The organism is Amycolatopsis sp. NPDC058986, assembly GCF_042741125.1.
Classification (GTDB): domain Bacteria; phylum Actinomycetota; class Actinomycetes; order Mycobacteriales; family Pseudonocardiaceae; genus Amycolatopsis.
On the sequence record NZ_JBHYJW010000004.1, the window covers coordinates 49,302 to 61,152 of the forward strand.

At 69.5% G+C, this 11,851-nt stretch carries 13 protein-coding genes and 1 tRNA gene; 5 read left to right on the forward strand and 9 right to left on the reverse strand.

Annotated elements, in window-relative coordinates; genetic code table 11:
• Positions 1–319 precede the first annotated feature (319 nt).
• Positions 320–2,068 (forward strand): DUF4157 domain-containing protein, encoded by a 1,749-nt coding sequence (locus ACFW0G_RS05205; RefSeq protein WP_378323486.1) that lies wholly within the window; start codon positions 320–322, stop codon positions 2,066–2,068.
• A gap of 86 nt (positions 2,069–2,154) precedes the next feature.
• Here the strand turns inward: ACFW0G_RS05205 and rplL are convergent, their stop codons facing one another.
• Positions 2,155–2,541: a 50S ribosomal protein L7/L12 gene (rplL, locus tag ACFW0G_RS05210; protein ID WP_378323487.1), complete on the reverse strand. Its 387-nt coding sequence runs from the start codon at positions 2,539–2,541 to the stop codon at positions 2,155–2,157.
• Between the two features lie 48 nt (positions 2,542–2,589).
• Positions 2,590–3,138: a 50S ribosomal protein L10 gene (gene rplJ / locus ACFW0G_RS05215; protein ID WP_378323488.1), complete on the reverse strand. Its 549-nt coding sequence runs from the start codon at positions 3,136–3,138 to the stop codon at positions 2,590–2,592.
• Positions 3,139–3,496: 358 nt separating this feature from the next.
• Here rplJ and ACFW0G_RS05220 point away from each other — a divergent pair, with 358 nt between their 5' ends.
• A complete protein-coding gene (locus tag ACFW0G_RS05220) occupies positions 3,497–4,417 on the forward strand; it encodes a hypothetical protein (protein ID WP_378323490.1) in 921 nt (306 codons plus the stop codon).
• Positions 4,418–4,474: 57 nt separating this feature from the next.
• Here the strand turns inward: ACFW0G_RS05220 and ACFW0G_RS05225 are convergent, their stop codons facing one another.
• The 6 genes from ACFW0G_RS05225 to ACFW0G_RS05250 all read right to left on the reverse strand — a co-directional run bounded on the left by ACFW0G_RS05225 (position 4,475) and on the right by ACFW0G_RS05250 (position 8,102).
• Positions 4,475–5,278, reverse strand: coding sequence for an alpha/beta fold hydrolase (locus ACFW0G_RS05225; protein ID WP_378323491.1), 804 nt, complete (start codon positions 5,276–5,278; stop codon positions 4,475–4,477).
• 80 nt (positions 5,279–5,358) lie between these two features.
• Positions 5,359–6,078 carry a 50S ribosomal protein L1 gene (rplA, locus tag ACFW0G_RS05230; RefSeq protein ID WP_378323492.1) on the reverse strand — a complete coding sequence of 240 codons (720 nt, stop codon included), beginning with the start codon at positions 6,076–6,078 and terminating at the stop codon, positions 5,359–5,361.
• Positions 6,079–6,157: 79 nt separating this feature from the next.
• The gene (gene rplK / locus ACFW0G_RS05235; RefSeq protein WP_013222525.1) at positions 6,158–6,592 is read right to left on the reverse strand and encodes a 50S ribosomal protein L11; all 435 of its coding nucleotides are present in this window, start codon (positions 6,590–6,592) and stop codon (positions 6,158–6,160) included.
• A 76-nt stretch (positions 6,593–6,668) separates the two neighbouring features.
• The gene (nusG, locus tag ACFW0G_RS05240) at positions 6,669–7,472 is read right to left on the reverse strand and encodes a transcription termination/antitermination protein NusG (protein WP_378323494.1); all 804 of its coding nucleotides are present in this window, start codon (positions 7,470–7,472) and stop codon (positions 6,669–6,671) included.
• 81 nt (positions 7,473–7,553) lie between these two features.
• Positions 7,554–7,997, reverse strand: coding sequence for a preprotein translocase subunit SecE (secE, locus tag ACFW0G_RS05245; RefSeq protein ID WP_378323496.1), 444 nt, complete (start codon positions 7,995–7,997; stop codon positions 7,554–7,556).
• A 32-nt stretch (positions 7,998–8,029) separates the two neighbouring features.
• Positions 8,030–8,102: transfer RNA gene (locus ACFW0G_RS05250), tRNA-Trp, on the reverse strand.
• 196 nt (positions 8,103–8,298) lie between these two features.
• Here ACFW0G_RS05250 and ACFW0G_RS05255 point away from each other — a divergent pair.
• Together ACFW0G_RS05255 and ACFW0G_RS05260 are read left to right on the forward strand one after the other, a co-directional pair.
• Positions 8,299–9,528 (forward strand): pyridoxal phosphate-dependent aminotransferase, encoded by a 1,230-nt coding sequence (locus ACFW0G_RS05255; RefSeq protein WP_378323497.1) that lies wholly within the window; start codon positions 8,299–8,301, stop codon positions 9,526–9,528.
• Positions 9,525–10,415: a TIGR03619 family F420-dependent LLM class oxidoreductase gene (locus tag ACFW0G_RS05260; protein WP_378323498.1), complete on the forward strand. Its 891-nt coding sequence runs from the start codon at positions 9,525–9,527 to the stop codon at positions 10,413–10,415. The genes ACFW0G_RS05255 and ACFW0G_RS05260 overlap by 4 nt, the downstream gene beginning before the upstream one ends.
• Positions 10,416–10,526: 111 nt before the next feature.
• Here the strand turns inward: ACFW0G_RS05260 and ACFW0G_RS05265 are convergent, their stop codons facing one another.
• Positions 10,527–10,742 (reverse strand): hypothetical protein, encoded by a 216-nt coding sequence (locus tag ACFW0G_RS05265; protein WP_378323499.1) that lies wholly within the window; start codon positions 10,740–10,742, stop codon positions 10,527–10,529.
• Between the two features lie 147 nt (positions 10,743–10,889).
• Here ACFW0G_RS05265 and ACFW0G_RS05270 point away from each other — a divergent pair, with 147 nt between their 5' ends.
• The gene (locus ACFW0G_RS05270; protein ID WP_378323501.1) at positions 10,890–11,795 is read left to right on the forward strand and encodes an SGNH/GDSL hydrolase family protein; all 906 of its coding nucleotides are present in this window, start codon (positions 10,890–10,892) and stop codon (positions 11,793–11,795) included.
• Positions 11,796–11,851 lie beyond the last annotated feature (56 nt).

An 11,851-nucleotide genomic window follows, 5' to 3' on the forward strand; every position in this document is an offset into this window, starting at 1 on the left:
TGCAACGAGCTGAGTGCGAACAGGTTACTCACCAGTTTTCTTTTCTGGCCAGCCCCAAGGTCATCGTCATCTCGCCGTGACCCTCGGGACGGCGTCCTCGGCCGTCGCGCAGGACGCACCGTAGTGCACCCACCTCTTCCCCGCAGATCGACAAGGGCCCCGAACTGCGTTTAGCCAGCTAAACGCGGTCCTTAGCTTGCCTAAACGCCGCGTTTAGCCCGCTAACCGCGGTCGCCGGACGCTGCGACGGTGACGGCGGCGTGACGGGCATGCGGTATTCCGGCGGGATCGGATCCGGCGCGGCGGAGGGGATCGCGACATGCGGCACGACGGCACCAAACGGACTAAACAGGCAAACGAGCCGAGTACGCGGCCCGCCGGGCGCGAGCCAGTCGCCGAGGTCCCCCAGCACGGCCCAGCGCTCGGCGATTTCGTCGACACCCCCGTCCACGGCACACCGCTGCCCGGTGACGTCCGCCGCGAAATGGAGCACGCTTTCGACGCCGATCTCTCCCGCGTCCGGCTGGGCGGCGCACCGGAAACGCCGGGGGTCGTGGCCAGCGCGTCCGGCGAGTTCGTGCGGGTCACGTCGTCGCCGGGGCAGCCGCGGGAAGAACGGCGGCTGCTGGCCCACGAACTCGCGCACGTGCTTCAGCAACGGCACGGCGCCGAGCGCTCACCGGGTGATACCGGTTCACTGGAGCGTGAGGCGCACGACGCCGCCGAACTGGTGCTGTCCGGCAGCCGGGCCACGGTACGCGGGGCCGCGCCGCGTCATGCGGTCCAGCACGCCACGCTCGCCGAACGCGTGCAGACCGCCAAGTCCAAGGGGGAGGTGTTCGACGCCCTCCGCGCCGGGAGCGAAGCCGACCGGAAGGACCCGGCGGTACTCACCGCGGTCGAAGCGAAACTCGCCGGCCAGCCGGACGACCTCTGGCTCGCCAGGACGATCATCGCGCACGGTGCCGAACCCCTGTGGGACGCCAAGGACCTCACCGAACGCAGCGACCGGGCACGAAAAGGGAACTGGGCTCCCGAAGCGGGCAACATCGAGGCGGGCCAAGCCGATCCCGACCCGGATCCGAGCCGGGATCGGCAGATCCAGCCCATCAAGATCTACCTCTTCCCCGGCAGGAACCCGGACCAGCGAGTCCTCGTGCTCGGTGGCGTCCATGGTGACGAGCCTGAAGGTCGCGAAGTCGTCGAGAGGCTGCGTACGCGGCTGGCCAAGGAGTCCGCCGCCGGAAACCCACCGGCGTTCACCACGATCCTCGTCCCCGAACTCATCTCCCTGACGCACCGGGAATACGGCTTGCCGGAACGTCCCCAGTCCGGCCGCTACGTGCCGGCCGGGCGGACCAGGAAAGGCGGTGGGGAGCTGGACCCGAACCGGAACTACCCGCTACCCGGCGAGACCTACGCCCAGGCGCGCGAGCGTGGGAAGAGCGGCGGGGCCGAACTGGTGACGCATCCGATCGACCGGGACACCGGGGAAACACAGTTCAACACCCCGACGAGGCCGCCGGAGGACTTCACGAAAACGAAGGACGGCAAGAAGAAGTCGTTCAACACCAGCAGCATCCGCCTGTTGCCGGAAACCAGGGCGCTGATCAAACTGATGGAGCGGTTCAAGCCGACACGAATCGTCAGCGTCCATTCACATTCCCTGACCAGCAAGATCGGGGACGCGCCCGGCGTGTTCGTCGACCCGCGGGGCACCGACCCGAACACCGGCAAGCTCACCGACCCGAAAGCGGCGGCCGCGGACGACGCGCTGACCCAGGAACTGCTCGCCAAGACCCGCTCCCACGCCCGCGACGCCCGGCCGAGCGCCTTCGCCGGGAACGCGCCGCGGAGAACAGAGATCGCGCCGAACGTCCACTACAGCTCCTCGGAACACGCGGAGGGCAATTCGCTGGGCATGTACGGCCCGGTCGCGACGGCGGAGCGACCCGCGGCCACGACGATCACGGTCGAACTCCCGAAGCTGACCGACAAGGCCGAACTGGACAAGCTCGTCGACGCGCACGTCGCCGGTCTCGACGAAGTCATCCTGCGAGAGCCCTGAAAGCTCGGCCGGAACGCGAAGGGGCGGGCGTCCGATGTGGACGCCCGCCCCTTCGGCGGTACTGCAAGGCGCTGACGCGCCCAAGATCACTTGATGGCGATCTTGGCGCCGGCGGCCTCGAGCTTCTCCTTGGCGGCCTCGGCGGCCTCCTTGTCGACCTTCTCCAGGAGGGCCTTGGGGGCGCTCTCGACGAGCTCCTTGGCCTCCTTCAGGCCCAGGCCCGAGACGACCTCGCGGACGACCTTGATGACCTGGATCTTCTTGTCACCGGCAGACTCGAGGACGACGTCGAACTCGTCCTGCTCCTCGGCGGCGGCCGGAGCGGCGGCACCCGGGGCGGCGGCGACGACGGCGGCCGGGGCGGCGGCGGTGACGTCGAAGGTCTCCTCGAACTCCTTCACGAACTCGGACAGCTCAAGAAGGGTGAGCTCCTTGAAGGCGTCGATCAGCTCGGCGGTGCTCAGCTTCGCCATGATGGCTTTCCTCTCTGAAACGAACTAGACGTTCGGGGGTGGGGTGGTTCAGCTCTCGGCGGGTGCTTCGGCTGCGGTACCGGATTCGCGCTGCTTCTCCTCCAGCGCGGCGGCCAGGCGGGCGACCTGGGACGCCGGCGCCTGGAACAGCGCGGCGGCCTGGGACAGCTTCGCCTTGAACGCGCCGGCGGCCTTGGACAGCAGGACCTCGCGGCTGTCGAGGTCGGCGATCTTGCCGATCTCTTCGACGCTGAGGGCGCGGCCGTCCATGTAGCCGCCCTTGATGACAAGCGCGTTGTTTTCCTTCGCGAAGTCGCGAAGCGCCTTCGCGGCGTCGACAGCTTCACCCTTGACGAAGGCGATCGCGGTCGCACCGACGAACAGGTCCTCGAGGCCCTCGATGCCGGCGTCCTCGGCGGCACGCTTGACGAGGGTGTTCTTCGCGACCCGGTACTTGGCGTTGGTGCCGAGAGCGCGGCGCAGCTGGGACAGCTGGGACACGGAGAGGCCGGTGTACTGGGTAACGACAGTGGCCGAGCTGCTGCGGAAGCTCTCCGCGATCTCGGCGACGGCCGCCACCTTGTCGGGCTTCGCCATGGTCGCCTCCTCTCTTGGCTAGTGTTTCCACTGGCCGAAGAGCCCTGAAACGACGAAACGCCCCAGCGCAGCAGACGCGGGGCGTTGACACACGGGCACCTTGCGGCGCCGCGGGGCGAGCCTCGTTCCTCCTGCGCGGGCCGCCCGCCACTGCGGGGCCTTCGTTCCCCGCACCCATCCGGGCGCCGGGAAAACCAGCGGTCTTCGGTAGAACCGTCGACCAGCATACGGCACCCCGCCCCGCCCTCTTCTCCCACCCCACCCCCTCGGGCGCCGTGACCTGCGTTTAGCGGGCTAAACGCGGTCGCCGGGGTGCCCAGGGGGTGGCGGGAGACACGCGGGGAGGCATCATGGTGACGTGGCGGAGCAGCGTGGTGACGGAAAGCCGGAGCACGACCCCGGCACGGACATCGAACCCGCGAGCGCGGCGCAACCGGCGCCCGCCGCTCCCGCGCAGCCACCCGCACCGCAGCTCGATCCGCAGCAGCTGCGTGAGTTCGAGCAGTTCAAGCAGTTCCAGGACTACCTGCGTTTCACCCAGGCCCAGCAGGGCAACCAGCCCGCGCCGACGCCGGAGGGCGGCCTGGTCCCGACGTCGTCGCAGCAGCCCGTTCCGCAGCAGAACTGGCAGCCGCCGGTCCCGGCACCCCAGACCGGCCTGCTGGCGCCCGCCGAACGCCCCCGGCCCCGTCAGGCGCCTCGCTGGCTGAAGCGGCTCGGCGGGAAGGTGCTCGGCTGGGTCCTCGCGTTCGTGCTGCTCGCCATCGCGGCCACCTGGGCCTACCACCAGTTCTTCCCCAGTGACGCCGGGAAGTCGTCCGCGCAGATCGCGGCGGAAGGCGGCGGCACCTACCACTCCAACCACATCTTCTCGACGAACCCGTACGAGGCCGTCCGGTTCGTCTACCACAACATCGCGCAGGGCCGCGTGGACGACGCCTGTGGCCGGTTCAGCTTCGATCCGAGGCAGAACATCGACATCCAGACCAAGTTCGCCCGGGACATGGGACAGCCCGACTGCCAAGCCGCCGTCCGGGCTCTCGCCACGCAGGTGACCAGCAAGAACGACTACGCCGAATCGCTGCCCTCGAGTGTTTCCGAACCGGTTCCGGGGGACACGGTCACGATCGATTCGTGTTCCTACCGCGTGAAGGGCGGTCCGGCGCTGGGCGTCTTCAAGGTGTCCAGGGTCGAGAAGGGCCAGTGGATCATCACCGGCCACTCGCCGGGCCCTGCCGCCTGCCCGGCTCCGCCGTCCAGCGCACCCCCGACCAGCTGACCTGCGTTTAGCGGGCTAAACGCGCTCTCCGGCGGCTGCCCCAGTGCGTTTAGCGGGCTAAACGCGGTGGGCGGGGCGCGTCGGGTGATCGGCGGGGTGGGCGGAGAGGAAGTCCACCAGCGCGGCCGAGAAGGCGGGGTTCATGACCGCGGTCATGTGGTCACCGGGGACCCGGACCAGGCGGGCGCCCGCGATGGCGGCGGCGAGGCGCTCGGGTTCGGCGGCCAGGGGGTCCTGTTCACCGGCGAGCACGAGGGTCGGGACGCCGATCGCGGTCAGGTCCATCGGGACGTTCTTCGCGCCGCGCGCGACGGCGGCCAGCGCGTACCGGTCACCGCCGACGAGGTCGACCAGGGCGCGGAAGGGTGCCGACGCCGCCGGGAGGTCCGATGGGTCATCGGCGAGCATCGCGGCCACGATCTCCTCGGGCCGCACGACCCGGGTGTCGACGCCGCCGAAGTCGACGATCCCGGAGCCGACGCCGCCGGTGGCCAGGCAGCGGACGCGCTGGTCGGACGCGGTCGTGGCCAGCGCGATGATCGCGCCCATCGAGTAGCCGACCAGCGACACCTCGTCGAGACCCAGTTCGTCGAGCAGCGCGGACACGTCCAGCGCCATGGTGTCCTCGGTGTAGCGCTCGGGCTCATGCGGCTTTTCGGACCGGCCGTGACCCCGCGCGTCGAGCGAGATGACGGTGAAGCCTGCCTCGCGCAGCGCTTCGACGACGCCGGGGCCGATCCAGTTCGCGTTCGTGTCGGCTGCGAAGCCGTGCTGTAGCACCACCGGACGCCGATGCCGCCCATCGCCGTCCCACACCGTGTAGTGCAGTCGGAGCCCGTCGAACGTGGCGAAAGTCGGCATGTCTCCATCAGACACGAAGAAAGGGCGGCCCCGCACAAAACGGGGCCGCCCTTTCGCGTGATGTTTGACTCAGCGGCAGGTCAGACCGCCGCGTCCTCGCTGAGCAGGTTGCGCGTGCGCGCCGGGTCGACCGGGATGCCCGGGCCCATCGTCGTCGCGAAGGTGACCTTCTTCAGGTAACGGCCCTTCGCCGAGGACGGCTTGGCACGCAGGATCTCGTCCAGCGCGGCCGCGTAGTTCTCGACCAGCTTCTCGGTGTCGAACGAGGCCTTGCCGATCACCAGGTGCAGGTTGGCCTGCTTGTCGACGCGGAAGTTGATCTTCCCGCCCTTGATGTCCTGCACGGCCTTCGTGACCGCGGGGGTCACGGTGCCGGTCTTCGGGTTCGGCATCAGGCCACGCGGGCCGAGGATGCGGGCGATGCGGCCCACCTTGGCCATCTGGTCCGGCGTCGCGATCGCGGCGTCGAAGTCGAGCCAGCCACCCTGGATGCGCTCGATCAGTTCGTCGGTACCGACCGCGTCGGCGCCGGCGGCTTCGGCCTCGGCGGCCTTGTCACCAACGGCGAAAACGATGACGCGAGCGGTCTTACCGGTGCCGTGCGGCAGGTTCACGGTGCCGCGGACCATCTGGTCGGCCTTACGGGGATCCACACCGAGACGCATCGCGACCTCGACGGTCGCGTCCATCTTGCTCTTGGAGGTCTCCTTGGCCAGCTTCGCCGCCTCGAGCGGCGCGTAGAGCCGCGTCTTGTCGATCAGCTCGGCGGCCTGGCGGTAGGCCTTGCTGTGCTTGGTCATGCTTCTGTCCTTAGCTTCAGTGGATCAGTGTGGTGTCGAGCCAGCACTTGGCTCTCCCACGTGGAGCTGCGAGATGACGTCAGTCGACGACCGTGATGCCCATGGAGCGGGCGGTGCCGGCGATGATCTTCGCGGCCTGGTCGATGTCGTGCGCGTTGAGGTCGGTCTCCTTGGTCTTGGCGATCTCGCGGACCTGGTCCCAGGTGACCTTGGCGACCTTGGTCTTGTGCGGCTCGCCGGAGCCCTTCTCCACGCCCGCGGCCTTCAGCAGCAGCTTCGCGGCCGGCGGCGTCTTCAGCTTGAAGTCGAACGACCGGTCCTCGTACACGGAGATCTCGACCGGGACGACGTCCCCGCGCTGCGACTCGGTCGCGGCGTTGTAGGCCTTGCAGAACTCCATGATGTTCACGCCGTGCTGACCCAGCGCGGGGCCGACCGGCGGCGCGGGGTTGGCCGCACCCGCCTTGATCTGCAGCTTGATGATCGCCGCAAGCTTCTTCTTCTTGGGTGGCATTCCTGTTCCTGTCCTGTACTACGTTCCCCGCGCACCTGCCGTGGGCGCGGGGGCTGCCGGCCGCGTACTGCGGTCGTCAGATCTTGGAGACCTGGGTGAACGACAGCTCGACCGGCGTCTCCCGGCCGAAGATCGACACCAGGACCTTCAGCTTCTGCCCGTCGACGTTGACCTCGGAAATCGTCGCGGGCAGGGTCGCGAACGGGCCGTCCATGACGGTGACGGACTCGCCGACCTCGAAGTCGACCTCGACCGACGAACCGCCGGCGGGCGCCGCGGCCGCGGCCGCCTCGCCCTTGCCCGCCTTGGCCGGGGCTTCCTTCTCGACCTGCGGCGCGAGGAACTTCAGCACGTCGTCGACGGTGAGCGGCGACGGGCGCGAGGTGGCACCGACGAACCCGGTGACACCGGGGGTGTTGCGCACCGCGCTCCACGACTGGTCGTTGAGGTCCATCCGGACCAGGATGTAGCCCGGCAGCACCTTGCGCTGCACCTGCTTGCGCTGGCCGTTCTTGATCTCGGTGACCTCTTCGGTCGGGACCTCGATCTGGAAGATGTAGTCCTCGACGTCCAGGGTCTGGGTGCGGGTCTCGAGGTTGGTCTTCACCTTGTTCTCGTACCCGGCGTAGGAGTGCACGACGTACCACTCGCCCGGCAGCGAGTTCAGCTCCGCGCGCAGCGCCGCGACCGGGTCGTCCGCCTGCTCTTCGGCGGCGGGGGCTTCGTCAGCAGCGGCGGCTTCGTCGACCTCTTCGCTGGCGGCGGGCACGTCGGCGGCCTCGGCGTCCACGGTCTCCTCGTCACCGAGTGCCGCGGCCACCTGCTCGCCGTCAAGCTCGGTCAGGTCCTGACCGGCTGCTGTGCCGTTCTCGGAGGTCACGTTCCGTCCTCTCAGTTGATCGCTTGCCGTGTCCGGGCAGGCTGGCGCGGTCCGCCTCCCGGCGCCGCGCCCGGCCGCTCGCTAGCCGAACACGAGCCCGATGACCTGCTTGAATCCCAGGTCAAGACCGCTCACCAGTGCCACCATGAACACCACGAAGATCAGCACCACCGCGGTGTAGGTGACCATCTGCTTGCGGTTGGGCCAGATGACCTTGCGCAGCTCCGCCCACACCTCGCGGATGAAGCGCATGATCCGGGCGAACAGCGAAGCCTTCTTCGGCTTGCGGTCGCGCTTCGGGGTCGCCTTCCCCTTCGCGTCCGAAGACTTCTCGGACTTCGCGGCGTCGTCGGCCTTCTCCCCGGCCTTGGCAGGCCGGGTCTTGCCATCCGAGCGGGCCTCGGACTTCCCGGACGGACGAGAGGAGGCACGGCGTTCACGCCGGGCAGCGGCGGTGACCGGGCGGGACTGGGCCTCTGGCGCCTTGTCCTGCTCGTTTTCGCCGCTGGCGTCGCTGTCGCTCACGACCACTCCTCCGCTCCACCAGTTCCGTTGCGCAGGGGTGACAGGACTTGAACCTGCAACCTGCGGTTTTGGAGACCGCTGCTCTGCCAATTGAGCTACACCCCTGTGGAACACCGATCACTCGGAGCTCCGGAGGACGCATTCCATCATCCCCACCACCAGGCGGGGTTGACCGTAGTGCGTTCCAAGTCCGGAAGTCTACGGCAAGGCCTCCGGCACCTCGCAACCGCGCCCCTCAACGCTCCCGATCACCGGGGAAACCAGCGGGCGGGCCGTCACCCGGTCGTGTCACGATGACCGCATGACCAGCCCCGCCAACGGCACCCAGCGACACCCCCGCGTGTCCGCGCGCATCGGCGGGATCACCCCGTCGGCGACCCTCGCGGTCGACGCGAAGGCCCGTGAGCTCAAGGCCCTCGGCCGCCCGGTGATCGGCTTCGGCGCCGGTCAGCCCGACTTCCCGACCCCCGCGCACGTCGTCGAGGCCGCCGCCGCGGCGGTGCGCGATCCGGCCAACCACGGCTACACCGGCGCGGCCGGGCTGCCCGAACTGCGCGAGGCCATCGCCGCGAAGACCGCGCGGGACTCGGGGCTCGTCGTCGAACCGGCGCAGACGCTGGTGACCAACGGCGGGAAGCAGGCGGTCTATTCCGCGTTCGCCACCCTGCTCGACCCCGGCGACGAGGTACTCGTCCCCGCGCCGTACTGGACCACCTACCCGGAGTCGATCCGGCTGGCGGGCGGCGTCGCGGTGCCGGTCGTCGCGGACGAGACCACCGGCTACCTCGTGGACGTCGAACAGCTCGAAGCCGCCAGGACACCGCGGACGAAGGTGCTGCTGTTCGTGTCGCCGTCGAACCCGACCGGTGCGGTGTACCCGCGCGAGCAGGTCGAGGCGATCGGGCGCTGGGCGCTCGAGCACGGCCTGTGGGTCGTCACCGACGAGATCTACGAGCACCTGGTCTACGACGGCGCCGAGGCGCACTCGATGCCGGTCGTGGTGCCGGAGCTGGCGGACCGGACGCTGGTGCTGAACGGCGTCGCGAAGACGTACTCGATGACCGGCTGGCGGGTCGGCTGGATGGCGGGCCCTGCCGACGTCATCAAGGCGGCCGCGGGCTACCAGTCGCATCTGTGCGGCAATGTGTCCAATGTGGCCCAGCGCGCGGCACTCGCCGCGGTCGCGGGCCCGCTCGACGTCGTGCACGAGATGCGGGCCGCGTTCGACGCCCGGCGCAAGCGCATCGTCTCGCTGCTTTCGGAGATTCCCGGCGTGGAGATTCCCGTGCCGCAGGGGGCCTTCTACGCGTACCCGTCGATGAAGGCATTGCTGGGCAAGGAAATTCGCGGCGCGCAGCCGAAGGACACGGTGGCACTGGCCGATTTGCTGCTGCGCGAGGCCGAGGTCGCCGTGGTGCCCGGCGAGGCGTTCGGCACCCCGGGGTACTTCCGGCTTTCGTACGCGATCGGTGAGGACGCGCTCGTCGAAGGCGTAACCCGCATGGGCGAGATCCTCGCGGAGGCGAGATGAAACTCGGATTGGCCCTGCCGCAGTACGGAAAGCTGGCCGCGCCCGGCTCGGTCGCGAGCTTCGCCTCGGCCGCGGAGTCTCTCGGCTTCGCGTCGTTGTGGGTGGGCGATCGAGTGCTGACCCCGAACAACCCGTCGGACCGTTACCCCGGCGGCACGCCGGAACGGCCGTATCCGCCGGAGTTCACGACGTTCGCGGATCCGTTCGTGACGCTGGCCGCGGCGGCGGGCGCGACCGAAACCGCGCGGCTGGGCACCAGCACGCTCATCGCGCCGGTGTACTCGCCGGTGCTGCTGGCGCGGACCCTGACGACACTGGACCAAGCCAGCGACGGCAGGCTGGACGCCGGTTTCGGCATCGGCTGGATGCGGGACGAGTACGCCGCGACCGGCACCTCGTGGACCGGACGCGGTAAGCAGCTGGACGAACTTCTCGACGTACTGGGGGAAATCTGGTCCGGCGCGCCGGGCGGGCACGCAGGCGCGCGGTGGCGGATTCCGGAGTCCACAGTGGACCTTCGGCCGGTGCAGCGCCCCGGCCCGCCGGTGCTGCTGGGCGGGATGTCGGAGACGGCGCTGCGGCGGATCGGCAGGCGCGCGGACGGCTGGCTGCCCGCGTGGCAGCCGCCCCAGCGGCTCGACGCGCTGTGGGACGTCGCGGTGGCCGCCGCCGAGGAGGCCGGACGCGACCCGGGCGCCTTGCGGCGTGTGCTGCGGCTGAACCCGTCGCCAGGGACGCGGATCGCGAGCGTTTCGGACGCCACCGCGCGGCTGGCCGAGACCCGCGACGCCGGGTACGACGAGGCCTTCGTCGATCTGCACTACCTCGCGCACGACGTCACCCACGCCCTCGAACTCGCCACCGAGCTGCGTGACGCCCTGAAGTGACGTGAAGGCCTCCTTACCGTCCATCCATGCCCCCGCCACCGCCCTCAACGGACGCGCTACGCACGGCGGTATGGATTCAAGCGCTGGTAAGGAGGCCTTCACGGATGGTCGTCAGGCTTCGGCGTCCGCGAGGTCCACCAGCGCGGCGGCCTTCGTCGCGTACTTCCAGTTGCCGAGGTCGCGGATCGTCTTGATCTTCAGTTCCGCGAGCAGTTCGTCGTGCTTCGGAGTCAGGCCTTCCAGCGCCGACGGCGGCGCCTCCAGCAGCTCCTTGATCGACTTGTCCTCCCAAGCCTTGTCGACCAGCTTGTCGAGGTTCAGGCTCATGACTTCCCGCCTTCCGTTGGGCTGTTCGGACCAGTCCACACTGACTGTGACGCATGTCTCACGCAACCGGAGAGCTCCTGTTCGGCGGCCTGCACGTCACCCGGATCGGCGAGGCGCGCGGGCCCGCGGGTCGGTAGAAACGAAGGAGTGGCGAAGAAGAGTGGTGGGGGCGGCTGCCTGGTTCTCGTGATCGTCATCGGGCTGGTGGCGTTCGGGTACTACTACTGGCATCGCGGCTCGTCCACGAGCCCGCCCGCCGGCGCGGAAACCGGCGGCGGCACGGGGCGCTACGTCGCGCTCGGCGACTCGTACACCTCCGCGCCCCGCACCGGGCGGCCCGCCGGGACACCGCCGGGCTGCGACCGCTCGGACAACAACTACCCGCATCTGGTCTCCGCGCGGCTCAAGCCCGCCGAGTTCGCCGACGTCAGCTGCAGCGGTGCCACGACCGCGAACATCACCGGCCCCCAGCAGACCCGCAACGGGACCAACTCGGCGCAACTGGACGCCGTCACCGCCGCGACCACGCTGGTGACGATCGGCATCGGCGGCAACGACGTCGGGTTCGTCGGGCTCGCGAGCCAGTGCTCCACGAACCAGCCGGCCGGCGCGCAGTGCCGGGACCGGTTCACCGCGGGCGGGCGCGACGAACTCGCCGAGCGCATCGAGGCCACCGCGGGCAAGATCGCGTCGGTACTGGGAAAGATCCACGAGAAGGCGCCGAAAGCGCGAGTCATCGTCGTGGGCTACCCCACCGTGCTGCCGGAGGGGGACGGCTGCTGGCCGTCGCTGCCGGTGGGGTCGGGGGACGTCAAGTACCTGCGGGAGTCGCTGGGCAAGTTCGACAGCATGCTCGCCACGCAGGCGAAGGCGCACGGCGCGGGATTCGCCGACACCGCGACGCCCGGCAAGGGCCACGACCTGTGCGCGGCGACGGACAAACGCTGGGTCGAAGGGCTCTTCCCCGCCTCACCCGCCGCCGCGCTGCACCCGAACGCGCGGGGCGAACAGGGCATGGCCGAAGCCGTCGAGGGCCTCTTGAAGCTCCCCTAGAGCTGCTGAAGGGGACTTTCCTCTCACGAGATGCGAGGAAAGTCCCCTTCAGCACG

Coding starts and splice junctions, on each gene's coding strand:
- ACFW0G_RS05205 (WP_378323486.1), top strand. CDS start 320: ATGCGGCACGACGGCACCAAACGGACTAAACAGGCAAACGAGCCGAGT.
- rplL (WP_378323487.1), bottom strand. CDS start 2,541: ATGGCGAAGCTGAGCACCGCCGAGCTGATCGACGCCTTCAAGGAGCTC.
- rplJ (WP_378323488.1), bottom strand. CDS start 3,138: ATGGCGAAGCCCGACAAGGTGGCGGCCGTCGCCGAGATCGCGGAGAGC.
- ACFW0G_RS05225 (WP_378323491.1), bottom strand. CDS start 5,278: ATGCCGACTTTCGCCACGTTCGACGGGCTCCGACTGCACTACACGGTG.
- rplA (WP_378323492.1), bottom strand. CDS start 6,078: ATGACCAAGCACAGCAAGGCCTACCGCCAGGCCGCCGAGCTGATCGAC.
- rplK (WP_013222525.1), bottom strand. CDS start 6,592: ATGCCACCCAAGAAGAAGAAGCTTGCGGCGATCATCAAGCTGCAGATC.
- ACFW0G_RS05255 (WP_378323497.1), top strand. CDS start 8,299: ATGACCAGCCCCGCCAACGGCACCCAGCGACACCCCCGCGTGTCCGCG.
- ACFW0G_RS05260 (WP_378323498.1), top strand. CDS start 9,525: ATGAAACTCGGATTGGCCCTGCCGCAGTACGGAAAGCTGGCCGCGCCC.
- ACFW0G_RS05265 (WP_378323499.1), bottom strand. CDS start 10,742: ATGAGCCTGAACCTCGACAAGCTGGTCGACAAGGCTTGGGAGGACAAG.